We start from the raw sequence: 23,118 nt of genomic DNA, 5'->3' as shown, positions 1-23,118 counted from the left end.
GGGTTCTCCTTCGGGTTCAGACGGCGGTTTTTTGCTGTCCCCCACGCTACCCAGAAAAGCTGAGCGCGAATCCACGGTAGATTAGAACCTACGGGCCTCTAGCTCAGTTGGTAGAGCAAAGGACTTTTAATCCTTGGGTCGTCGGTTCGAGCCCGACGGGGCCCACAATGATCGCGCACGTGGCGCGGCAGATGCGCACTGAATCCGTTGGATTCAGTGCGCATTCGTGTTTCTGCGGGCGACAACCTGGTCTGTAGGCGCGTTTCCGGCCCTGCCGGTGGCTAATTCAGGAAATCTCCCGCTAGCTCGGGCCGCTGCCCAGGGTTTCGCCGGGCGCGTCGCATCCGCTCGACCGGATTTCCTGAATTAGCCCCCCTGAAACCGTGGAAGAGTGGGGAGAGGATGCCGCCGGGGCCGGCTCAGAGCACGTAGCGGTGCCGAATATGGTGGCGGTCGGCGCTCGCCTGCCAGAACTCGACCTCGGCGGGATGCAGTTCGTAGAGCTGCCAGTCGGGATTGACCCGGCCGTCGGCCCCTGGGCGTTGTTCCCAATCCAGAGCGGATGCCTCGGCCGACAATAGAGACACCTCACCCACCACGCGCACCTGCCTCCCCAGGCCCGCCCAGTAGAAGTTCATGGCAGCTCGCGGGTTGATGCCGAGCTCGCGGCCCTTGCGGGAACCCCGTGTGCTTGCGAACTGCCAGGCTCCGAAGTCAACACCCGCTGCCGCGCCAGAAGCCGCAGGCTCGATGTTCTTCAGGATGAGCATGCGGGACGAAACGACCGCCTCCGCCGTGGCCGTCGCCAGGCTGAACGCGTGCGGCTGGGGCACGCCGACGGCGAGCGCATTCTCGAACCAAGCGAGAAAGAGTTCGACCGGATCCTTCGGTGCCAGCGCCGGGTCGAAGGCGGGCAGACGGTCGGGAAAATCCGGAAGGGCGCGAAGCCGGTGACGCAACGAATCACTCACGATTCGAGCCTAATGCCACTTAGTTTGGGCGAGGTTAACTCCTGGCCGGTAGTGCCGAAGGTCCCCACCTTCGAGGGACTAGACACCCAGTTGTGGGTATTACCCACACGGGTCCTCTGGGCGTAGGTTCGAAGTCGATCGACGCGATGCGACAGATGGCAACACTCTCACGTGGTGAATCACACAAACCTTGAAACTGGGAGTACTCCATGCGTAAATTGTCCAAAAAGGCATTCGCCGTTGCCGTGACGGCGGCCGTTCTGGTCGGCGGATCCGGCGTCGCTTTCGCTTTCTGGACCGCGGGCGGTTCGGGAACCGGCACGGTGGACGTTGGCACGATCACGGCAATCACCGCCGAGCAGACATCCAGCGTGACGGACCTCATGCCGGGCGTTGCTGCCCAGACGCTGAGCGGAACATTCACCAACACGAACACCAGCCCGGTCTACGTCAGCACCGTGACCGCGAGCATCGACAGCGTCGTCAAAGACGCCGCCGCTGTCGCAGGTACCTGCGATGCCTCTGACTTCACGCTCGCCAACCCTGTCATGCCGGTCGACGCGGAGGTTCCCATCGGCGGCGCCGGTAAGGGAGCCTGGACCGGGGCAACCCTCGCGTTTAACGACCTGTCGACCGTCAATCAGGATGCCTGCAAGAACGCGACTGTCAACCTGCTCTACACAATCGCCTAGAAGAGACACCGCGCCTGAATTGGGGTTGGGCCGGGCGGCCCTGCCCCTCTTCGCGCGGTGATGCGCCGACTTTTATTCACTGCCAGACCGAGGAATTCACGATGAGTGCCGCCGCGCGCAACCGCTTCGTACTCGGCAGCGCCCTCGTCGTCGCCACGGGGACGGTCGTTTTCTGGGTGTACTCGCCCGGCTTCAGCATTGCGAGTTCGGAGCTCGACATCAATGCGCACGCCACCGTGATCGGGCCGTTGAGCCCGGGTATTTTGGTTCCGATCGACCTCGAGTTCGACAATCCGCACCACTTCAACCTTGACGTGATCGATCTGCGGGTGCTCATCGACGGCGTCGATGCACCGAATGCGGATGCCGACCATCCGTGCACGGCGGGTGATTTCGAGGTATCGCAGACCACCCTGGCGGCCGCCCTGACGATTCCCGCCCACCTCACGCGCGCTCTCAGCGAGCTCGACCTACCCCGGGCAAGCTGGCCGCGCGTGGGCATGCGCAGTTCCGAGACCAACCAGGACGGCTGCAAGGGTGCACTGATCACCCTGAACTACTCGGCCACCGGAGCGGCGACCCTACTGTGAGCCCGTACACCCTTCCGCAGCTTCCGAAACAGGTGCGGCGCAGAATTCCCAAGGAGATGATCCTCGCCGGGGTGTTCTTCATGATCGCTATGAGCCTCGGCGGCGTGGCATATTCGCTTTGGTCAGCATCGGGCCGGGGAAACGGCACAGCCGCGGCCGGCACGACACTGCCCGTCACGCTCCGCTACGCGACCCCCGCCGCAACGCTCTACCCGGGCAGCGCCACAACCGTCGTTTTGCGGGCCACAAACCCCAACGACTTTGTGACGCACATCGGGTCGATCTCTCTCGACACCAGTCGAGGTTCCAGCGCCATCGTCGCCGATAGCGCTCACTCGGCGTGCGCGACCAGCGCCCTGAGCTATTCCGTGCAGACCAATGGCACTGCCGGTTGGAACGTTCCGGCCCAGGCCAATGCGGTGCCGGGCTCGCTTGCCATCTCGCTGCCGAACGCCTTCGCGATGAGCGCGGGGGCGGCATCCGCTTGCCAGGGCGCGAGCTTCACGGTCTATCTGGTGGCCGGATCATGACGCAGGCCCGCCACCGTAGGCCGCTCTACAACGCGCCGTCCACCCGCACCCGATGGTGGCGCATGGTGCGTCGGCTGATCGCTGTGCCGCTCGCCTTCGCCATGGCCAGCGGTGTGGCGTGGGCCTATTGGAGCGCGGGATCCGTCGCGGGCAGCAGCGGGGCATCCGCTGCCAGCAGTGTCAACGCCGGCCCGACCCCCACCGCGAGCTCCGCAAGCAGCACGGTCACCGTGACCTGGGCGGCGTCGACGCTGGCCGACGGCACCACGGCCGTGAGCGGCTACAGCGTGAGCCGGTTTGATTCCACGGGCACGAACGCACAATCAATGCAGAGCTGCACCGGCACCATCACCGCCACAAGCTGCACCGAAACGGGTGTTCCGGCCGGCTCCTGGTCGTACCGGGTCACTGCCCTGTTCGCCACAGACTGGAAGGGCGCGGCGAGCGCGAAAAGCAATATTGTCGTCGTCGAAACAACGGCGCCCGTGAACTGGCTTGCCCTGTCGTCTGGCACCGCCAACGCCTACAAATCAGGCAGCACAATCTACTATCGCGGCGCCGCGCCCGGTTCGTTCACGCTGACGAACTCGGTAACGGATGTCGGCAGCGGCCCGGCCTCAAGCTCTACCGCAGCCCTCGGTGGCACCAGCACCGGCTGGAGCCACACCCCGAGCACGGTGTCGACGCCGACCAGCGGACCCTACGTGTCGGCGGCGTTCACCTGGGCGGCCGGGACGACGAGCGCGCCAACGGAGACGGTGACCGGCCGCGACGTGTCCACCAACACCACGCCGACTACGCTGATCTACTTCAACGACGCGTCTGTCCCGACCGGGGGCACTCCGGCTTACACCGCCGGCTACCAATCCGGACGGTCGGTCTCTATCGGCTACGCCGGCACCGATACCGGCTCCGGTGTGGCGACCCAGCAGCTCCAGCGCAAGCAGTCGTCACTGAGTGGCGGCGTGTGCGGCAGCTACGGCGCCTGGGTGAATATCAGCAGCTCCGTGCCGACCACGAGCTACACCGACAACAGCGTCGCTGCCGACCTCTGCTATATCTACCAGTACGTCGTGACCGACCGGGTCGGCAACACCGCGACATTCACGAGCTCGAACGTGGCCATGATCGACTACGCCGGAGCCGTGGCAGCGACTACGGGAATTGTCGGCCAGTGGCGTTTGGGCGAGGCTGCGGGCACCGGGTCGTCGTCGGATTCCTTCACCGGCCCGGCCGGGTATCTGAAGAATCACCTGAACGAGCAGTCCGTGCAGTGGGCGGAACTCGACAGCACCGACAGCCGGATTCTGGGCGGTCGTGCCATGCGGGTTGGCACCGGCTATTCCCTGAACTACCTGCCCACCTCCCCAACGAGTGCGAACTACGCCGTCGAAGCCGATCTCTACAGCGCCAGTACGCTGGCCGGCGATGTGATTGGGCTGGTCGGCCGAATGAATATCTCCAGTTACAACCTGTATGCGGGCGGTTGGTTCGGCAACGCCGATGGCAGCGGTGCCTGGCGAATCGCCGAAGCCTCCGGCGGAAATTACACGCTTCCGTCCTCCGCCACGAGCACTGCCCAGTCGGCACTGGTCGTTGGTGAGACCTACCGCCTGCGGCTGGAGGTCAGCGGCACGAGTTCAACGGCACTCAACCTCTACGTCAACGGTGTATTGAAGGCGAGCTACACGGATGCCTCGTCGCCGATAACTTCGAGCGGAGTCGCCGGCTTCATCGATGGGATTCCCGATAACCGGGCGACCAAGACCACGTCCACGGGGCTGCAGCTCGACCACTTCGAGGTCGTCCCCCTCACCTACCCCCGAATCGTACCGAGCGTCGGCACAAATGTCGGTGACTACCTCAGCGGTCCGTCTCTCGGCGCGGCCGGTATCGACGCGTCCCGCGGGGGAATAAACACGGCAGCCTCCTTCAACGGCACGACCAACTACGGTTCAATCGCCAACTCGGTTAGCTCGGCCTTCTCGGTTGAACTGTGGTTCAAATCGACGCAGGGCCTCGGCAGCGGATGCACGGCCTGGTCGCAGGGCGCCGGCCTGGTCGATGCTTCGTCAGCACTCGCCCCGCACGGATTTGGAATTTCCCTCTGCGCGGACGGCTATGTTCTGGCCGGAACCGGCACGACCACGGTCAAGAGCGCCTCCGGCGGATACGACAACAATGCCTGGCACCATGTCGTGCTCACCCGGGCGTCGAATGTGCTCGTGTTGTACGTCGACGGCGTCAGCGTGACATCCTCGTCTGGCACCGCGGCCTCGTTGGCCAGCCCGTTCAACATCAACATCGGACGCCTGCAAACGGGCACCAACTACTTCGCCGGCACCCTCGACGAAATCTCCGTTTACGGTGCCGCACTGAGCGCCGCTATCGTCAGCAATCACTACCAGCTCGGAAACTCGCCGGCGGCAGATATCACCGGACCGTCCGGCGGGTCGGCGGCAATTATCGGCCTCACCGGCACTGGCTCGGCGTATTCCACGTCCACTTCGCTCAGCCTCACCCTCAACCCGGGAACGGATGTCGGTGGGCTGGCTTCCGGCGCCCACCTCGACCGCGCGACGGCCACGTTGTCGTCGTCCGGCACCGCCGACGGCAGCTGCGGCACGATGGGCAGTTTCTCCGTCGTCGCGACCGACCCGGCGGGAACCGTAACCGACACGGTCACGTCCCCTGGCTGCTACCAGTATCGCTACGTCGTGCTCGATACCAGCGGCAACTCCACCACGTATACGAGCGCGGTTGTGAAGGTCGACAGCACGGCGCCGTCAACGCCGACCTTTTCGTCTTTTGCGGCATCCGCTTCGACCAACAGCTATTGGAGTTCCACGACCGGTACCGTCTACTACCGGTCGGGCCAGACCTCGGGATCATTCACCGCCACGGCAAGCGCCACCGACACCATCTCCGGGATCAAGGCCTACAACTTCACCGCCCCCGGCGCCAATTGGACCTCGAGCGGCGGCGGAACGACCGGCGTGAACACCTATTCGTGGACCGGTACCCCGTCGGGCAGCGTGGGTAGTGTGACCGCCACAAACAACGCTTCGCTCACCTCGGCCAGCGCCGCCTTCACGCTGACGCCCGACAACACCGCGCCGAGTGGCGGCACCGTCACGCCTCCGAACGGGACGATCACCAGCTCGACGACCAGTATTGGTTTTACGACGGGTACGGATTTTGGTGCCGGTCTCAGCACGCGCCTGCTGCAACGGGCATCCGCTGCGCTGACCGGATCGACCTGCGGCGCGTACTCAACATTCGCGACGATCACCAACGGAACGAACCCCGGTTCGACCCCGGTTTCAGACACCGTGTCCGGCGGGAACTGCTACCGGTACCAGTACGTCGTGGCCGATAATGTGGGCAACACGGTCATCGCGGCCAGCGGCAGTGTGCTCAAGGTGACGTCGAGCTACTTCACGACCGTCTCGGGCACAACGGGACTCCTCGACTATTACCGCCTGGGCGACGCGTCGACATCGACATCGACGACGATCGCCGACAGCAAGGGAAGCAGCCCGGGTACCTACTATCTCTCGCCGACACGCGGAGTCACCGACTCTGCGATTGCGGGCGACACCGCGGTCACGTTCAACGCATCGGCGTATCAATACGGGAGCGTTACCCGAAACATCAGCGGAAGCATGTCGATCGAGTTCTGGTTTAAGTCGAGTCAGGTCTTCGGTTCACCGTGCGACTCCTGGTGGCAGGGGGCCGGCCTTGTCGATGCTGAAGTTAATGGCGCAGCCTACGACTTTGGAGTGTCGCTGTGCGCCGGCAAAGTGGTCGCCGGGGTCGGTGGCGGGCAGAATGGCAACGACACCTCGATCGTGTCGGGCTCGACCTACTACGGCGCCTGGACTCACGTCGTCTTCACGCGCAATATCTCGACCGGTGCTCTCGTGCTCTACGTCAACGGCGCAGCGGTGGGTACAGCGACGGCCCACACCACCGCTCTCACTGCACCCACCGCCATCACACTGGGGAGTCTCCAAACGCGCACGAACTACTTCACCGGCAGTCTGGACGAGGTCGCCTTCTACAACACCGTTCTCACCGCTGCCCAGGTGAGCGCACACTACGCCGCGCGGTAGTCCGAGCTGACGACCGGCGACGGCTCCCGCAGTTTCCGCTGCACCAACAGCGCGAGCTCGCGCAGCAAGACCTGGTCCACCTCAGCCAGGAGGCGAGGCGCGGAGTCGAAGACGCACAGGGCGCCAATGCGCTCCCCCGACGGCGATTCGATCGGAAAACCGGCATAAAAGCGGATGCCCGAATCGGCCAAGACCAGCGGGTTACCGTGGAAACGGTGATCGTTGCGGGCGTCTTCGACCACGAGCGCGCCCGCACCCTGAATGGTGTGCGCGCAGAACGAGTCGGCCCGCGGAATCTCGGTGCCCTCAACTCCCACCCGGGCCTTGTGCCAGTGCCGATCACGATCGATGACGCTGATCACCGCCGCCTGGGTGTCGAAGAGTCGCTGGGCGAGCGCGACGATTTCATCGAATCGGGCCTCTGGTGCTGGGCCGATACCCAGGCCGTCAACGGCGGCCTGCCGGGCGCGCTCGCGCCCCAAGGCATCCGCTTGGCCGGCATCACCGCGACGCGTAATGCCGAGGCGTACCGAGTCGAGGCTGTCGGCCATGGCACTGGCCAGCAGCACCGCCCAGAGTCGGTAGTCGGCGGCAGTGCGATGGCGGTCAGGGGTGATCGTCGCGCTCGGCGAAAACGGGACGAAGGTCGTGCGCGGAGCTTCGGCGGCGAGCCGGGCGCTGATCTCGTTGAGGTCGGCAGCCGACCGATCGGCGATCGAACCGAGCGAGCGGTTGAAGATCTCAATGCTGCGAATGGGGGGAATGCCGAGGAGAAAAATCTTGGTGCTGCGCGACGTTTCGCGTTCCAACACCCGTAGCAGGTGCAGGAGCCGCTCGTGCCACTCCGGCTTGCTCGTCAGGTCGAGCGCCTCGTTGATGCCCAGCGTCACCACGACCGCATCGAAGCGGCCGAGCCGGGTGCCGACCACGGCGGCCAGGGCGGATTCCGCGGTCATCGTGCGGGTGGCCACGAGGTCGATGTCGACGCCTCGACCGGTACGCACGGACAGCTCCCGGGCGAGCGAGCCGGGCAGGGCAATCTGATGGCTCAACACGCCCCAGCCGACCGCTGGCCCGCAGCCCAGGATCAGCACGCGATCGCTGTCGATTCCTGGCGCGTGGGCCTGCGGGGCGTCGCTCGGACGGGGCAGATGGCGGTCTTGGCGTTCGGCAGATGCCGCCCACACGCGCATGAGCGGGCGGAGTACCCACCGGGTGAGATCGTGAATTTGGTGCCTTTCGGGAACAGCAGGAAAATTCATTCTGCCCCGAATGGGGGATCCCCGAATACCACAAGGCTCATTTTCAGCTAATTCGCGGGCTGGGGGGCCTAAACCAGCCCAGCCACCGCGTTTGCGAGGGTGAAAATGCCCAGGCCAGCGAGGGCGCCGACCACGGTTCCGTTGATGCGGATGAACTGCAGGTCGCGACCCACCTGCAGTTCGATCTTCGCGGCCGTCTCCGCGGCCGGCCAGCGCTCCACGGTTTCGGTGATCACTCCGGCGATCTCGTGCCGATAGTTCGCGACGATGTAGCTGGCGGTGTCGGCGAGCCAGCGGTCGATGCGCAAGCCGAGGGCAGCATCCGTTGTGAGGCGGCGACCGACGTCTTCGAGCGTCGAGCGGATGCCGACCCGCAGCGCGCTGGTCGAGTCGTCGAGGGCCTGAGTGAGGGAAGCCTTGATGGCCTCCCAGGTGTCGCCGGCGAACTCCCGCAGCTTGGCATTGTCGAGAATCTCGTCCTTGAGATTTTCGACTTTGGCGATCATGGCTGATTCATATTGCAGGTCGTGCATGACCTCGCTGAGGTACTCGTCGAGGGCTTTGCGCACCGGATGCCTGCGGTCGTTTCGCGCGGACGCCACAAACGCAAGCACCTCCCGGTAGGCCTTGTCGTCGACGAGTTTGTCGACGAAGCCGGGCAGCCACGTCGGCAGCCGCTGCGACACCACGCGCCCGAACGCCTCGGGATGGGCGCGCAACCAGCCGTCGGCGCGGTCGAGCAGCAGGTCGACGGCCGCGTGCTGCTGCCCGCTCGTGACGAGGCGCTCCCCCACCTTGCCCAGGCTCGGGCCCCACTCGGGCTTCACCAGGTGTTCGCGCGCGACGGATTCAATGAGGTTCTTGATGGCGTCGTCGCCGAGCAGGTTGAGCAGGCCCTGGCCGGCGACGGCGAGCTCGTCGGTGAGGCGTTCGGCGTTGGATGTAGTGGTGAGCCAGGCGCCGAGGCGGCGGGACGGCTGCATGGATTCGAGTTTGCCGCGAATGACGGTTTCGGAAAGAAAATTGGTCTCAACGAATTCGCCGAGGCTCGCACCGATCTCGTCTTTGCGGTTGGCGATGATGTTGGTGTGCGGGATTTTTAGCCCCAGCGGGTAGCGAAACAGGGCGGTCACGGCGAACCAGTCCGCGATCGCGCCGACCATGCCACCCTCGGCGGCGGCGCGTACGTATTCGAGCCAGGGGTAGCTCTCCTGCAGGGCGAACGACACCGTGAAGATGACGGCCATGAGGGCGAGCAGCCCGGCCGCGAGGCGCTTCATGCTTCTCAGGGCGGTACGGCGTGCCTGGTCGTTCGGAGATTCTGCGGGGGACGCGGTTTCTGTTGTCGCGCCCGAGGTCTGGTCGGGGGCGACTTGTTCGTTGCCCGGGGTTCTGCTCTGCGCCATGGCTCAAGCCTGCCCGATTGCGGGGCTGCGCGGGTGCACATTTGGGCGCGGCGTGTTCGAGGCCGTGCCCGAGGTGTTCGTGCGTGGGTTCCTCGCCAAACCACCCACGATGACCTGAGACATCAACTGCCCACGATGTCGTGAGACATCACAAACTCACGGCTCGACGAACGCCGCGGTCACGAACTCACGGCTCGGTGGGGAGCGCCGGACCGATACTCTGAGGGGGTATGCGATTCGCTCGGACCGCATCGCATGCGTCGACGGAGGTGATCTGAGCGTGAAAGCTGGTGTTGCAGCCTCCGTTTCGCACCGGCGCACCGCGCTGCTCGCGCTTCTGGCCCTGGCCGCCCTGGTGCTGAGCGTGCTGGCCATGCACTCCGCCTCCCCCGAGGCCGCCCCGAGCACGGCGGCATCCGCTTTCAAAAGTGACGACGTGATGTTCGCGCAGCAGATGATTCCGCACCACGAACAGGCCGTTGAGATGAGCGATGACCTGCTCACCAAAGACGGCGTCGACCAGGACGTCGTCGATCTGGCGACACAGATCAAGGCCGCGCAGGCGCCCGAGATCGAAACGATGCAGGGCTGGCTCAGCGACTGGGATGCCACCGAGGACGGCATGGCCGGGATGGACCACGGCACCGGCGGCATGATGAGCGACGACGACATGATGGAGCTGCAGGACGCCTCGGGAGCGGATGCCGGAGCGCTCTACCTGACCCAGATGATCATGCACCACGAGGGCGCGATCGCGATGGCCAGGGCCGAGCTGAACGATGGGGAGAACGCCGACGCGCTCGCCCTGGCCGAGGCGATCGTGAGCTCGCAGACCGGCGAGATCGCCGTGATGAACGACCTGCTCGCCGCACGCTAGTGACCGTCACGGTGAGCCGTCGTCGGGTATTGACCATTGGGGGCCTCGGCCTGGCCGCAACCGCCATCGGGGCGGGGGCGGCGTGGCAGCTGTGGCCCGACGGTTCGGGCGGCGCGTCGGGCGGGCCCGAGTTCGTGCAGCCGAAGGAACTGTCCAGCTCGGCCGGTGAACTCACGGTGAAATTGGATGCCGCACCCGTTCGAGTTCACCTGCGCCCTTCGACCGTGACGGCCCGGCGCGAGTTGGTGTTCGCCATGGGAATGGGGTCGGGAATGGGCGGCGGCATGATGACGCCCACGATCAACGGGCAGGTTTTCTCGGGCGACCGGGTCGACCTGACTGTGGCGTCGGGCAGCGTTGAGGAGTGGACACTGCGCAACGACAGCGGAATGGCGCATCCGGTGCACCTGCACGTCTGGCCGGTGCAGATCGTGGAGCAGAACGCACGGGCGGTGTCGGCAGCCGTCTGGCAGGACGTGGTGAACGTTCCGCCGCTCGGCCAAGTGCGGGTGCGCATCGCGTTCGACGACTTCGGCGGTCGCACGGGCTACCACTGCCACATTCTCGACCAGAGGACACCGGCATGATGGGCGTCGTCGAATCCCGTTAGCGTGTGCGTTCGGCCCCCTGTGGGTATACCCTTGGGGGGTATAAGTTGCATTATCGAGAGAATCGGCATCGAGGAATGACATGACGCAGCCCGACCTTGGCAGCACGGATCACGAAATGATGGACCACGGGGCCATGAACCACGGAGCCATGAACCACGGCGGCCACGGCGACCATGTCGGGCAGTTCCGGCGCCTGTTCTGGACCATGCTGGTCATCTCGCTGCCCGTCGTGGGGTTCAGCCACATGTTCTCGGGGCTCGTCGGCTACGCCGTGCCCGATATCGCCGGAATTATGTGGATCTCTCCTGTGCTCGGCACCGTCATGTACGTCTGGGGCGGCCGCCCCTTTCTCACCGGCGCGGTCAGCGAGCTGAAGGCCCGTAAACCCGGCATGATGCTGCTGATCGCGCTCGCGATCACGGTCGCGTTCCTCGCCTCCTGGGGCGCGAGTCTCGGCCTCATCGACGGCGAGCTCGACTTCTGGTGGGAACTGGCCCTGCTGATCGTGATCATGCTGCTCGGCCACTGGATCGAAATGCGGTCGCTGGCGCAGACCTCCACTGCCCTGGAATCGCTCGCCGCCCTGCTGCCCGATGAGGCCGAGCGGGTCGAGGGCGACGAGATCGTCTTGATCTCGCCGAGCGATCTGGTGCTCGGTGACCTCGTCGTGGTGCGTCCGGGCGGGCGAGTGCCGGCCGACGGCCAAGTCACCGAGGGAACGGCCGACGTCGACGAATCGATGATCACCGGCGAATCGCGGCCGGTTCAGCGCTCGGTCGGCGACCAGGTCGTGGCCGGCACGGTCGCGACCGATTCCGCCCTGCGCGTGCGGGTCACGGCGGTCGGCGACGACACGGCGCTGGCCGGAATCCAGCGTCTGGTCAGCGAGGCGCAGAACTCGTCGTCGCGGGCGCAGCGCATCGCCGATCGCGCCGCTGGCTGGCTGTTCTGGTTCGCGCTCGGCTCGGGAGTGCTCACGGCGATCGTCTGGACCGCGCTCGGCCAGCCGCAGGATGCCGTCGTGCGCACCATCACCGTGCTCGTCATCGCCTGCCCGCACGCGCTCGGGCTGGCGATTCCGCTCGTGGTGTCGATCGCGACCGAACGCGCCGCGAAGGGCGGCGTGCTGATCAAGGATCGCCTGGCCCTCGAGAGCATGCGCCAGGTCACGTCGGTGCTGTTCGACAAGACCGGCACGCTCACCAAGGGCGAGCCCACGGTCAGTCACGTTGCTGTTGCCGACCAGGTCGCGAGCAGCGAAGCGGATGCCACGGCTCAGGCCGCGCAGACTGACGCAGATTCGGCTGGCCCGGGTTCGGTCGAGGCGGGCACGTCGGCCCGGGGTTCTGCTTCGGGTTCGGATTCAGCCGCCACTTCACGATCGGTCTCGACACCGATCACCGCCGACGACGTTCTCGCGTGGGCGGCGGCCGTGGAGGGTGACAGCGAGCATCCGCTTGCCCGTGCTATCGTCACGGCGGCGCGAAACCGCGAGCTGACCGTGCCGCGCGCGACCGAGTTTCACACTGCCGCGGCGGTCGGGGTGACCGGTCTGGTCGACGGGCACAGCGTGAGCGTCGGCGGTCCGAGCATGCTCGACGAACACGGAGCCCGGCCGCTGCCTGAGACCGTGGCCTGGCAGCGTCAGGGCGCGATCATTCTGCACGTGCTGCGCGATGGCGTGGTCGTGGGCGCGATCGGTCTGGCCGACGAGATTCGCGAAGAGTCGCGGCAGGCCGTGGACGCGCTGCACCGGCTGGATATCGAGGTGGTCATGATCACCGGCGACGCCGAAGCGGTCGCCCAGTCCGTGGCCGCCGAGCTCGGCATCGACCGGGTGTTCGCGGGGGTGCATCCGGAAGACAAGGCGCGTAAGGTAGCCGAGCTGCAACACGAGGGCCGCCGCGTGGCCATGGTCGGCGACGGGGTGAACGATGCCCCAGCGCTCGCGCAGGCCGATGTCGGCATCGCGATCGGCGCCGGAACCGACGTGGCGATCGCGTCGGCCGGCGTCATTCTCGCGAGCGACGACCCGCGTTCGGTGCTCTCGGTCATCGAGTTGTCGCGGGCGAGCTACCGCAAGATGAAGCAGAACCTGTGGTGGGCGGCCGGCTACAACCTGCTGTCGGTTCCGCTCGCTGCGGGCGTGCTCGCCCCGATCGGGTTCGTGCTGCCGATGGAGATCGGGGCGCTGCTCATGTCGGTGTCGACGGTGGTAGTGGCGCTGAACGCGCAGCTGCTGCGCCGTCTCGACCTGCGGCCCGAGGCGAGTGTGCAGGCGCGGTAGCGCCGCGCTGACGCATCCGCTCACCGGGCCCACCTTATGGTCAGGGGCCCAGTTTATAAACTGGGCCCCTGGACGGGGCCTGGGCCCCGTCCGCAATGCGACGTGCGCGACACGGGTCAGTGGCAGTGACCACCGGATGCCGGGGGCACGTTAGCGGGGACGTCCAGCACGGGGCTGCGGTCGAAGAAGCCGTCGGGGCGCAGCTTGAAGCCCACGGTGTCGACCGGCATGATCGGCCAGTCCTCGACCCGCGGAAAGTGGGTGAGGCCGAAGGTATGCCAGAGCACGATGTCCTCGCCGTCGATCGCTCGGTCGGCCGCAATGTAGGCGGGCAGCCCGGCGCCGCCGGCGTGCTGGTTGACGAAGTCACCGGTGGGATAGCGTTCGTCTTCGGCGAAGCGGGTGACCCAGAGGCCCTTGGTGGCGAACGCCGCGCGCTGGGCCACCGACGACTCCGGGTCGGCCAGCAGCACGGGCAGCCCCTGCGGGTGCAGCTTGTACGCGACGGGTTCGCCGAGGCGATTGAGGGAATTGGGGTTGGAGACGTGCCAGGTGCGGCCGATGGCGGCATCCGCTTGTCTGACGCCCTCGAGCTCGGTGGCGAGCACGGTGCGCTGGCGGGTGAAGGCGTTGCCGCGCTCGTTGCCGGGGCCTATCGGAACGCGCACGACGTCTTCTTCTTCGACCCGGTTGGTGTCGCCGTCGAGGGCCATGTCGAGGCGGGCGCTGAACAGGTGCTGGTGAAAGGGGGCGCCGAGACCGGGAGCGATTTCGGAGGCGTAGGGATAGCCCTTGCCGGCGTAGGCGCTCGTGAAGACGACGCCGGTGGCCTTCGCCTCGAATTCGATGGTGCCGTCGAGGTAGAGGTACCAGTAGAAGCCGTAGTCGTAGTTGCCGACGGTGGTGAAGAAGCTGATGACGAAGCGGCGGTTGCGGCGGGTGTATTCGATGCCGCTCCACAAATCGCTGTGCTTGGCGAGGATGCTCCAATCCTCTTCGTGCATGCAGATACCGTTGCGAATCTCGCGCGGGTTGCCGAAGCCGTCGGTGATGACCGGGCTCAGGTAGGTAATCTCGCCGAGGCAGTCGCAGCCGAGTTCGAGCGAGTTGGCGTACTGGCCGACGAGGTATTCGCCGGTGTCGAAGTAGTTCTGCCAGGACCGCACGGGGGCCGGATCGCCATACGGCACGACCATCTCCGCGATCGACGCACGACGGATGATGGAGCGTGTCTTCGCGCCGTCGCGAAAGCCGATGTTGTGCAGCACGACGCCCTCCCGCACGTCGAAACCCACGTCGAGGCTCCATTTCTCCCACTCGATGTGGTTGCCGCCGGTGACGGTAAAGCTCACGCCATCGGGCTGGGTGATACTGATCGGCTTGAGCGTTTCGCGCAGCGGGCCGGTGAGGGCGGGATCGGTGAAGTTGCCGTGTTCGGCGGGGATGGGAACGACGCCGAAGTCGAGCACCTGGTCCACGGTCTTCGCGACGATGTCGACGTAGGCGACGAGGCCGTCGATCGGGTGGGCCCAGGCGCTGTCCTCCGGAAAGTTCTGCACGAAGGCGAGGCCGCGCAGAATGCGGCGGCCCTTCTCGTTCGGGTATTCGAATACCCCCGCGGAGAGGGGAGCGACGCGCACGGTGGCCACGTCGAGGCCGCGGGCTGCGAGTGCGGCCAGCCAGCGGGCATCCGTTGTGAGGAGGTCTTCGACGGCGCCGAATTCTTCCTCGAGCACGGGCAGTTCACCGGTGAGCGCGGTGTCGAGGGTGACGCGGGACTCGACGGTGCCGTGGGTCGCCGAGACGATCACGTCGGTGGGGGCTGCGCCGGACACGTCGTGCAGAAAGACCCGAAAGCGACGGTTGATCTCGGTGGCACCTCGCGGCGGGTCGAGCAGGCCGAGATAGGCAACCCGAAGACTGTCGCCGAACAGGCCGGCGTCGGCCAGAATCGTGCGCACGGTTTGCAGTTCCTGCGCGGTGGGAAGTGCAAAGTCGGTGACGATGTCGGCAGTCTCGGCGGTGAGCATTGCGTCTCATTTCCTGGATCGGCCCGGCGGTTGCAGCTCCGGGGATTTATTTCCTATGGTTGTAGAATATAAATGGTCAGCGCTGCTGCTGGCAAGCCTTTCGAGAATCTTTCTGACAAGCTGATGCTCCCAGCTCTAACCGCACCACCAGAAGAGGGCCAATGCCGAAAGTCGTCGATCACGACCAGCGTCGCGTCGAGCTGGTCAATGCCACCTGGCGCATCATCGCCCGGCACGGCATCGAGGGCGCGACCCTGCGCGAGATCGCCACCGAGGCCGGATTCGCCAACGGCGCACTCAAACCCTACTTCGGCACCAAGGACGACCTGCTCACCTTCGCCTTCGGGCACGTGTTCAGCCAGACCAACCTGCGCATCGAGCGCGGGGCCGCTGGCCTGACCGGGCTGGCCGCCGTGCGCGCCTTCTGTCACGAAATTCTTCCGCTCGATGAGACGCGTGTGAGCGAGGCGCGCATCGTGATTCCGTTCTGGCAGAAGGCGCTGACCAATGCGGCCAAGGCGCAGCTGCACGATGAGTCGATGCTGCAGTGGCGCCTCGCGCTGCTCGGGCACTTGGCCGAGGCACGCGCAGCCGGCGAGATGCACACGGCTCCTACCGACACGGATGTCGTGGGTCACCTCCTGAACGTGCTGCTCGGCGCGCAGATCACCGCTGCGCTCTCCCCCGACGAGCACGCCCCGGAACAGCTCGTGGCCCAGCTCGACGGCTACCTGCACCTGCTTTCGACCGGAGATTAGCGCTCTGGGTTGCTCGGTTGCCACAAGCTGCCCGCGCAAGCGGATGGGCGCGCCCGACGCTCATGAGAGCGCCCGAAACGGGCAGCCGCGCGCGCAGCCGTTGGCAGCGCCAACGACGGGCCAGGCTCACTGTGTGGGCGCGTCATCCTTCGATTGGGACCGTGAGACCCGCACCGGAAGCAGAGTCCACAGGAAAGCGGAACCGCAGGCAGCCGACAACGCCAGGAGTGCGCCCTGGTCGAAGACCACGCCGAACACGGCGAACAGGGCGGCGGCGGCCAGAGATACCCACCCGACTCGATTACGGATCAGCTGAGCAGCGGCCAAGCGAGCATCGTCATCCATTTTTTCGCTCCACTCGCGACCGGTCAATCACTCTCCGGATACTAGCCAGTTCCGTCGATCTGCGTGCAGATCTATTTTCGCCGAGTGTCGAAAAAAAATGACAAGGGAGCCGTGCAGGACTACATTGGCTCCAGACGATCATGAAACTCCCCCAGAGGGCCGATCTGGTCAGGACCCGGCGAAGGAGCTGCTCGTGACGATGACGGTTGTGAACTCGGTAACGGGCGCCGCAGGCACGAGCACCATGCCACCCGAGGACACCGTTCCGCTGACCGCCCCAACCGACCGAGTGCAGTGCGCCATCGCCGACTCCTTCTCGCAGTGGCGCACCCTCGTGTCGCAGTCATTCGTTCCGCTCGAGGTGCGCAGTGCCTCCCGTAGCTTTCACGGCACCTTGCGCTCGCGCGTGCTCGACGAGCTCTCCATCGTCGAGGTCACCGCCAACGGGCACCAGGTGATTCGCACACCGTCGCTGATCGCGGCATCCACTCGACAGTATTTCAAGCTGAACCTGCAACTGACCGGCACCGGCTTGCTCGTGCAGGACAACCGCGAGGCCACCCTGCGCCCCGGCGACCTGGCCGTGTACGACACCAACCGGCCATACACGCTCGAGTTCGAGAAGGACTTTCGCACTCTCGTGCTCATGTTTCCGCACGACGTACTCGACCTGCCGGCTGATTCGGTGGGCCAGCTCACCGCCGTGCGGCTGCCCGGCGACGCCGGACTCGGCCGCCTGATCAGCCCATTCATGGTGCAGCTCGCGGAAAACCTCGACGTGCTTTCCGGCGCGAGTGGGCACCGCCTCGCCTACAACGCCGTCGACCTGATCGCGACCATGTTCGAGAGCGAACTGAACCTGCGCCGCGACCCGGTGGCGGGGGCGCACGGCGACCTGCTGGGGCGCATCCGCTCGTATGTGGATGCCCACCTGGGCGACCCGGAGCTGTGCCCGGCGAGCATCGCGAGCGCCCACTTCATCTCGACCCGGCACCTGCACAACGTTTTTCACGAGGCCGACAACACCGTGGCGAGCTGGATCCGCACCCGCCGGCTGGAGCACTGCCGCCGCGACCTGCGCGACCCCATTCTTGGAGACCGCTCGGTGGGCACCATCGCCGCTCGCTGGGGCTTCGTCGACGCCGCGCACTTCAGCCGCATCTTTCGCACGGCTTTCGGCGAAACGCCGAGCACCTACCGTCGCGTCTGAGCCCGCTTTCGCGGTCGCGCGGCACGCTTCGTCGGCGTGCGCCTCGACGGCAGGCAACCGTCACAGCATGCGCAATTCGACAACTGCGGTGCCGCAAATGGCAAACGGTTTGGCCCAGAGATTGCCACGCTGATAGCCACAGGTGAAGCGGATGGAGCGTGCATCCGTTTCCGCACCCGACCTCTTACTCAACGAGGAGTAGCCATGACCCAGACCAAGCCCGACCAGGCGACAGCACCGGAAACGGCCCTGCACAAGGGCCGACTCGGCGTTCTCGGCATCGTCTTCTTCGTGGTCGCGGCCGCGGCGCCCCTCGTGGGCATGACCGGCGCGGTGCCCGTGGCGATCGTGCTCGGCAATGGCGCGGCGGCCCCCGGCGCCTACGTGGTTGTCGGACTCACCCTGCTGGTGTTCAGCGTCGGCTACGCCGCGATGAGCCAGCGCGTCACCAATGCCGGTGCGTTCTTCGCCTACATTGGCCGGGGCCTGGGTCGCCACCTCGGCACCGCATCGGCGTTCGTGTCAATTCTCGCCTACCTTGCCGTGCAGCTGGCCATCTACGGATTCTTCGGCGCCCTCATAGCCGGCCAGGTGGGCGTGCTCCCCTGGTGGGCCTGGTCGCTCATCTCCTGGGGCATCGTGACCCTGCTCTCCCTGCTCAGCGTCGACGTCGGCGCCAAGGTGCTCGGCGTGCTCATGCTGCTCGAACTGACCGCGCTCGTGGTCACCGCGGTCGCCATCCTGCTCGACGGCGGGCCGGAAGGAATTAACTTCTGGGCCTCGTTCAACCCCGCCGCCATCGTTGCCGGCGGCCTGGCCGGCTCGGCCGGCATCGCCTTCGCGTTCGCCTTCGCCTCCTTCATCGGCTTCGAGGCCACCGCCATCTACGGCGAAGAATCCAAGGACCCGAAGACCGTCGTTCCCCGCGCCACCTACCTCGCCGTCGTCGTCATCACCGTTCTGTTCGGCCTGACCGCCTTCGCTATGGTGACCGGCATGGGCGCATCGACCGTGGTTGAGAAGACCGTCGAACTCTCGACCGTCGCGGGCGTTCCTTTGGCAGACCCGGCCGCAGTGCTGTTCGCACTCGCGACCCAATACGTGGGCCCGTGGATGGCGACGCTCATGAGCATCCTCGTGCTGTCGAGCCTGTTCGCCGGGCTGCTCGCCTTTCAAAACGCCGCGAGCCGCTACCTGTTCGCGCTCGGTCGCGGCGGCGCGCTGCCGGGGCCGCTCAGCACGGTCAACGGTCGCGGCGCGCCGAGCACGGCGTCGCTCGTCACGTCCGTCATCACCGGCGTCGTGCTCGTGGTGTTCGCGGTGTTCCAGCTCGACCCGGTACTCAACCTGTTCTACTGGTTCAGCGGGCTCTCGGTGATCGCCATCGTACTTATCGAGATTCTGGTCAGCATCGCGATCATCGCGTATTTCCGCCGCAACAAAGGCACCGAGAATATCTTCCAGACGGTGATCGCCCCGGTTCTCGCCACGTTCGGCCTGCTGCTCGGCGAATACCTGTTGATGAGCCACTTCGGACTGCTCGCCGGCACCGTGGCCGACGGCGTTGACCCGACCACCACCTCCTGGGGCCTCAGCACCATCGGCTGGGTGCTCGTGGCTCTGCCGTTCGCGTTGCTGATCGGCGGCTATATCTTCTCCCGGCTGCGCAACCACGAGAACGATGATCTGGTGCGGGACGTGCTGTCCTAGCTGCGACATCCACTTGGTGAGTGCCTGCGGCCTTCGAGCCGCAGGCACTCGTCGTTGGTGGAACGGATTCCTGGCCGCGCGCCGAGCCGTGCGCGAGGTGTCCCGCGAATCGGACTGGTGGGCATACACACGTGGCATTCTTCCTCCACCCCCAGCGGATGCCTACCCGACGCGCAGGCGGTGACTCGCCTCGATGCGCTGGCCCCAGAACGTACCCACGATGATGAGCGCGGCCCCGGCGGCGCCGATCAGGCCGAGGGTTTCGCTGCCGAGCGACACCCCCACGAGCACCGCCCAAATTGGCTCGGTTCCCATGAGCAGGCTGGCCCGGGCCGCCGACGTGCGGCGAATCGCCCACATCTGCGCGAGAAACGCGAACACGCTGCAGGCCAGGCCGAGGTAGAACACGCCGATCCAGGCGGCCAGGTTGAAGGTCGTGACGGCGGTGACGAGGCCGGGAAGATCGAACGCGGTGAAGACCGCCGCCCCGACCAGCGCCTGCAGCAGGGTCAGAGTGATGGTGCTGTCGCTGCGGCCCCGAACGAGGTGGCCCATCATGGTGACGTGCAGGGAGCGCACGACCGCCGCCGCGAGAATGAGCAGGTCGCCCACGTTCGGCTGCGCGAATCCGTTGCCGGAGACGAGCAGCGCTACCCCCACGACCGCGAGCACCGCCGCCACGAAGAAGGGGCGCGGCAGCCAGCGGCGGGCCGCCACCGACTCGAGTACCGGGGTCATGATGATCGTGAGGCTGATGATGAGCCCGGCGTTCGTGGCGGAGGTGAACGCCACACCTTGGGTCTCGAGCCAGAGGATGCTCGCCTGAGTGACCCCGAGCAGCAAGCCGACCCCGAGCGCCCGCCAGGTCGGAAGGCGTTCGCGCCGCACGACCCAGACGATCACGAGGGCCAGCGCCGCGACCAGAAAGCGCAGCGCGAGCACGGCTGACACGCTCGCCTGCTCGGTCAGCATCTTTGCGCTCAGGTAACTGCCACCCCAGACCAAGGCCACGAGCAGCAGCACGAGGTCGACGCGGTAGCGTCCCAGGTGCGGCAGCAGAGTACGGCGGGTCAGAACGGAAGTCATGAGGCAATGGTGCGCGACGGCATCCGTTAAGTCTAGACACCATTTTATAAACGGATGCTTTAGCCTGAGCTTATGGAATTGCGCCAGCTTGCCGTACTGCGGGAGCTCGGCGAGCGCGGAAGCGTCGCCGCTGTGGCCCGCGCCCTGCACGTGTCGTCGTCGGCGGTCTCGCAGCAGCTCAGCGCCCTCGAGCAACGTGCCGGCGTCAAGCTCACCGAGAAACACGGCCGGGTGCTCCGGCTGACCCCTGCCGGCGTCGCCCTGGCGAGCGCCGCCGCCGACGTCTCGACCGCGATGGCCCGGGCCGACGAGGCCGTGGCCCGGTTTCAAAACGACCCCGGCCTGCCGGTGACCGTGAGCGCGTTCCACAGTGCCGGGCTGGCCTGGTTCGGCCCGCTGCTGAACCGAATGCACTTGAGTGGCGGCCCGACCGTGGGCTGCGGCGACGAGGATGTGCCGCGGGAGCGTTTTGCGGCGCTCGTCGCCGACTATGACCTGGTGATCGCGCACCGGGTGCCGCACGATCCGGCCTGGCCGAATACCGTCGCGGTCACGCCGTTGCTGTTCGAGCCGCTGGATGTGGCCGTGCCGGTCGGGCATCCGCTGGCCGAAAAGGTATCGCTCACCCTCGACGATATTCGAGACGAGCCGTGGGTCACCGGTCACGTTGGGTTTCCGCTCGCCGAGGCGGTGAACGTGGTCGCGGCGGCGGCCGGTCAGCCGCTGCGCATCGCGCATCGGATCAACGAGTTCTTCGTGGCGACGTCGGTTGTGGCGACCGGGGCGGCCATTGCGCTGCTGCCGCGCTACACAATGGCGCCGCGACAGGGCGACGGAGTCGTGCTCGTGCCGTTTCGGGGCCTCACTGTGGGGCGGCAGATCGACGTGTTGAGCCGCCCGGAAACGCTCGCCCGCGCCTCGGTGCGCAGGGTGCTGGCCGAACTCGTCGACGTGGCCGGGCAGCGTTAACGCAGCTCAAACCCGTCATGACGGATGCCCCAGCGCACGATCCACTGCTCCCCCGGCTCTACCCAGTGCAGGCCGGCCCCGGAGTTGAACGCATCGGCGGGAGCGGTCATCGGCTCGATCGCGATCGCGAGGCCGCGCACCGGCTCGCCCGCACCCTGCGTGACCGGAAAGATGCGCGGCGTGAACACCTGCACGTAGCGCATGCTTTCATCGCCCCAGAGGGTGAGGCTTCGGCCATCCGGCGCGGTGAGGGTATGTTCGGCACCGACTCCGACGCCGCCGAAGCCGTCGTCGAGGTCTAGATCCCCGACCAGGGCGCCCGCGCGCAGGTCGAAGCGGGTGCCGTGCACCGGGGTCTCACCAATGGGGTTGAGGCGGTCGTCGACGTCGAGGTGGGTCGCGGCATCCACGCGCACGATGAGGTCGCCCGTGGGCACGTCTCCGATCTTCAAAAACGGATGCGCCCCCACGGCCACCGGCGCGGGCTCCGCTCCCACGTTGCGCACCCGATGCGTGACCTCGAGCCCGCTGGAAGTGAGCGCGTAGGTCACCTCGGTCTCAAGGTGAAATGGGTAGCCGGACTGCGGAAAGACCGTCGCCGCCAGGGTTACCGTGTCTGTGCTGCGCGATACCTCCCGGTACGGCGCGAAGCGCAGCAGCCCGTGGCTGGCGTTCTGCTTGGCCGGCTCAGTGAGAGCGAGCTGGCGGGTGATTCCGTTCTGAGTCCATTTGCCGTCACGAATGCGATTGGGCCAGGGCACGAGCACAATTCCGGCCGCCATCGGCGGTTGCACTGACTCGTCGAAGGTCTCCACCAAGTCTATGCCATTTACGGAATATGCGCGCAGTCCCGCCGCGACCTCGGTCACGACGGCGCGAGCGGGGCCGCTCGGGGTTTCGCGGGTCAACTCATACTGGATTCCGGTGGGTGCACGCATCCGCTCAGTGTATTGCGGGCGGGGCCGGGCATGCCCGACGCGATATAGCTCCGACCCGAGCCGCTGCGGGGTCGCAGGTGCAAACCGAGCCGAGTGGCGCCATCCCTCGGCAGTAGGCTGACGCGTATGACTGCTGACAACGCCGCCCGAATCATCGTCCTGCCGAACACACCGGCTCCAACCATCGCCGAGACCGCGTTCGTCGCTCCCGGCGCCGTGATCGTCGGCAACGTCACCCTCGCCGACCGGGCCAGCGTCTGGTACAACTCCGTGCTGCGCGCGGAACTTGCGCCGATCACGATCGGCGCCGACTCGAACCTGCAGGACAACGTCTCCTGCCACGTCGACACCGACTTTCCGCTCACCCTCGGCACCGGCGTCTCGGTCGGGCACGGCGCAGTGCTGCACGGCTGCACCATCGAGGACAACGTGCTCGTCGGCATGGCCGCGACCGTTCTGAACGGAGCCATCATCGGCACCGGATCGCTCGTGGCCGCCGGAGCCGTCGTGCTCGGCGGCACCGTTGTTCCCCCCGGTTCGCTCGTGGCCGGTGTTCCCGCCAAGGTGCGGCGCACGCTGACCGACGAGGAGATCGCGAGCATCCGGCACAACGCCACGAGCTACCTGGCACACACCGAGCTGCACCGCGCAGCCGTCGCCCAGCAGTAGCGCAGGAGCCGAGCGGGTGCCGCGCCGGCCTGAATGCCGCCCCCATACCGGAGGCGTCGTTC

Annotated in this window: 19 protein-coding genes and 1 tRNA gene; 13 read left to right on the top strand and 7 right to left on the bottom strand. The window is 66.3% G+C overall.

What is annotated here, in order from left to right; translation table 11 throughout:
- Positions 1 to 92: 92 nt before the first annotated feature.
- Positions 93 to 165 (top strand) — tRNA-Lys (locus CXY78_RS12435).
- 254 nt (positions 166 to 419) lie between these two features.
- On the opposite strand, the gene CXY78_RS12430 is transcribed toward CXY78_RS12435, so the two are convergent.
- Positions 420 to 971: a pyridoxamine 5'-phosphate oxidase family protein gene (locus tag CXY78_RS12430; protein ID WP_104089589.1), complete on the bottom strand. Its 552-nt coding sequence runs from the start codon at positions 969 to 971 to the stop codon at positions 420 to 422.
- Positions 972 to 1,180: 209 nt separating this feature from the next.
- On the opposite strand from CXY78_RS12430, the gene CXY78_RS12425 reads away from it, so the two are divergent.
- The 4 genes from CXY78_RS12425 to CXY78_RS12410 all read left to right on the top strand — a co-directional run bounded on the left by CXY78_RS12425 (position 1,181) and on the right by CXY78_RS12410 (position 6,898).
- The gene (locus CXY78_RS12425; RefSeq protein WP_104089587.1) at positions 1,181 to 1,663 is read left to right on the top strand and encodes a hypothetical protein; all 483 of its coding nucleotides are present in this window, start codon (positions 1,181 to 1,183) and stop codon (positions 1,661 to 1,663) included.
- 101 nt (positions 1,664 to 1,764) lie between these two features.
- A complete protein-coding gene (locus CXY78_RS12420) occupies positions 1,765 to 2,253 on the top strand; it encodes a hypothetical protein (protein WP_104089585.1) in 489 nt (162 codons plus the stop codon).
- On the top strand, positions 2,250 to 2,783 hold the full coding sequence (locus CXY78_RS12415) for a hypothetical protein (RefSeq protein ID WP_140425703.1): 534 nt from the start codon (positions 2,250 to 2,252) through the stop codon (positions 2,781 to 2,783). The genes CXY78_RS12420 and CXY78_RS12415 overlap by 4 nt, the downstream gene beginning before the upstream one ends.
- Positions 2,780 to 6,898, top strand: a complete 4,119-nt coding sequence (locus CXY78_RS12410; protein WP_104089582.1) for a LamG domain-containing protein — start codon at positions 2,780 to 2,782, stop codon at positions 6,896 to 6,898. Before CXY78_RS12415 ends, CXY78_RS12410 begins: the two co-directional genes overlap by 4 nt.
- On the opposite strand, the gene CXY78_RS12405 is transcribed toward CXY78_RS12410, so the two are convergent.
- The gene (locus tag CXY78_RS12405) at positions 6,883 to 8,160 is read right to left on the bottom strand and encodes a GAF domain-containing protein (protein ID WP_104089581.1); all 1,278 of its coding nucleotides are present in this window, start codon (positions 8,158 to 8,160) and stop codon (positions 6,883 to 6,885) included. The genes CXY78_RS12410 and CXY78_RS12405 overlap by 16 nt on opposite strands.
- Before the next feature lie 68 nt (positions 8,161 to 8,228).
- Positions 8,229 to 9,566 (bottom strand): DUF445 domain-containing protein, encoded by a 1,338-nt coding sequence (locus tag CXY78_RS12400; protein WP_104089579.1) that lies wholly within the window; start codon positions 9,564 to 9,566, stop codon positions 8,229 to 8,231.
- 280 nt (positions 9,567 to 9,846) lie between these two features.
- Between CXY78_RS12400 and CXY78_RS12395 the strand changes: the two genes are divergently transcribed.
- The 3 genes from CXY78_RS12395 (at position 9,847) to CXY78_RS12385 (ending at position 13,341) form a co-directional block, all read left to right on the top strand.
- On the top strand, positions 9,847 to 10,443 hold the full coding sequence (locus tag CXY78_RS12395) for a DUF305 domain-containing protein (protein WP_233197353.1): 597 nt from the start codon (positions 9,847 to 9,849) through the stop codon (positions 10,441 to 10,443).
- On the top strand, positions 10,443 to 11,030 hold the full coding sequence (locus CXY78_RS22125) for a multicopper oxidase domain-containing protein (RefSeq protein ID WP_338061542.1): 588 nt from the start codon (positions 10,443 to 10,445) through the stop codon (positions 11,028 to 11,030). Before CXY78_RS12395 ends, CXY78_RS22125 begins: the two co-directional genes overlap by 1 nt.
- Before the next feature lie 103 nt (positions 11,031 to 11,133).
- Positions 11,134 to 13,341, top strand: coding sequence for an HAD-IC family P-type ATPase (locus CXY78_RS12385; protein ID WP_104089577.1), 2,208 nt, complete (start codon positions 11,134 to 11,136; stop codon positions 13,339 to 13,341).
- Between the two features lie 116 nt (positions 13,342 to 13,457).
- On the opposite strand, the gene CXY78_RS12380 is transcribed toward CXY78_RS12385, so the two are convergent.
- Positions 13,458 to 15,371, bottom strand: a complete 1,914-nt coding sequence (locus CXY78_RS12380) for a primary-amine oxidase (RefSeq protein WP_104089576.1) — start codon at positions 15,369 to 15,371, stop codon at positions 13,458 to 13,460.
- Between the two features lie 161 nt (positions 15,372 to 15,532).
- Here CXY78_RS12380 and CXY78_RS12375 point away from each other — a divergent pair, with 161 nt between their 5' ends.
- Positions 15,533 to 16,129 (top strand): TetR/AcrR family transcriptional regulator, encoded by a 597-nt coding sequence (locus tag CXY78_RS12375; RefSeq protein WP_104089574.1) that lies wholly within the window; start codon positions 15,533 to 15,535, stop codon positions 16,127 to 16,129.
- Between the two features lie 126 nt (positions 16,130 to 16,255).
- On the opposite strand, the gene CXY78_RS12370 is transcribed toward CXY78_RS12375, so the two are convergent.
- Complete coding sequence (locus CXY78_RS12370; protein ID WP_092339249.1) at positions 16,256 to 16,474, bottom strand: hypothetical protein; 219 nt, start codon at positions 16,472 to 16,474, stop codon at positions 16,256 to 16,258.
- A 244-nt stretch (positions 16,475 to 16,718) separates the two neighbouring features.
- Here CXY78_RS12370 and CXY78_RS12365 point away from each other — a divergent pair, with 244 nt between their 5' ends.
- Both CXY78_RS12365 and CXY78_RS12360 read left to right on the top strand, forming a co-directional pair.
- On the top strand, positions 16,719 to 17,684 hold the full coding sequence (locus CXY78_RS12365; protein ID WP_092339507.1) for a helix-turn-helix domain-containing protein: 966 nt from the start codon (positions 16,719 to 16,721) through the stop codon (positions 17,682 to 17,684).
- A 204-nt stretch (positions 17,685 to 17,888) separates the two neighbouring features.
- Entirely contained in the window at positions 17,889 to 19,394 is a 1,506-nt protein-coding gene (locus CXY78_RS12360) for an APC family permease (RefSeq protein ID WP_104089573.1), read from the top strand.
- A 162-nt stretch (positions 19,395 to 19,556) separates the two neighbouring features.
- Here CXY78_RS12360 and CXY78_RS12355 read toward each other — a convergent pair whose 3' ends face one another.
- Positions 19,557 to 20,480: a DMT family transporter gene (locus tag CXY78_RS12355; RefSeq protein ID WP_104089571.1), complete on the bottom strand. Its 924-nt coding sequence runs from the start codon at positions 20,478 to 20,480 to the stop codon at positions 19,557 to 19,559.
- A gap of 72 nt (positions 20,481 to 20,552) precedes the next feature.
- Between CXY78_RS12355 and CXY78_RS12350 the strand changes: the two genes are divergently transcribed.
- Positions 20,553 to 21,449 (top strand): LysR family transcriptional regulator, encoded by an 897-nt coding sequence (locus CXY78_RS12350; RefSeq protein WP_092339255.1) that lies wholly within the window; start codon positions 20,553 to 20,555, stop codon positions 21,447 to 21,449.
- Here the strand turns inward: CXY78_RS12350 and CXY78_RS12345 are convergent.
- Entirely contained in the window at positions 21,446 to 22,387 is a 942-nt protein-coding gene (locus CXY78_RS12345; RefSeq protein ID WP_104089570.1) for an aldose 1-epimerase family protein, read from the bottom strand. The genes CXY78_RS12350 and CXY78_RS12345 overlap by 4 nt on opposite strands.
- A gap of 126 nt (positions 22,388 to 22,513) precedes the next feature.
- Between CXY78_RS12345 and CXY78_RS12340 the strand changes: the two genes are divergently transcribed.
- On the top strand, positions 22,514 to 23,056 hold the full coding sequence (locus CXY78_RS12340; protein ID WP_092339259.1) for a gamma carbonic anhydrase family protein: 543 nt from the start codon (positions 22,514 to 22,516) through the stop codon (positions 23,054 to 23,056).
- The last annotated feature ends 62 nt before the right edge of the window (positions 23,057 to 23,118 follow it).

This window comes from Cryobacterium sp. N19 (assembly GCF_002929595.1).
GTDB classification, from domain to species: Bacteria; Actinomycetota; Actinomycetes; order Actinomycetales; family Microbacteriaceae; genus Cryobacterium; species Cryobacterium flavum.
This window is presented reverse-complemented; position numbering and strand designations above follow the sequence as displayed.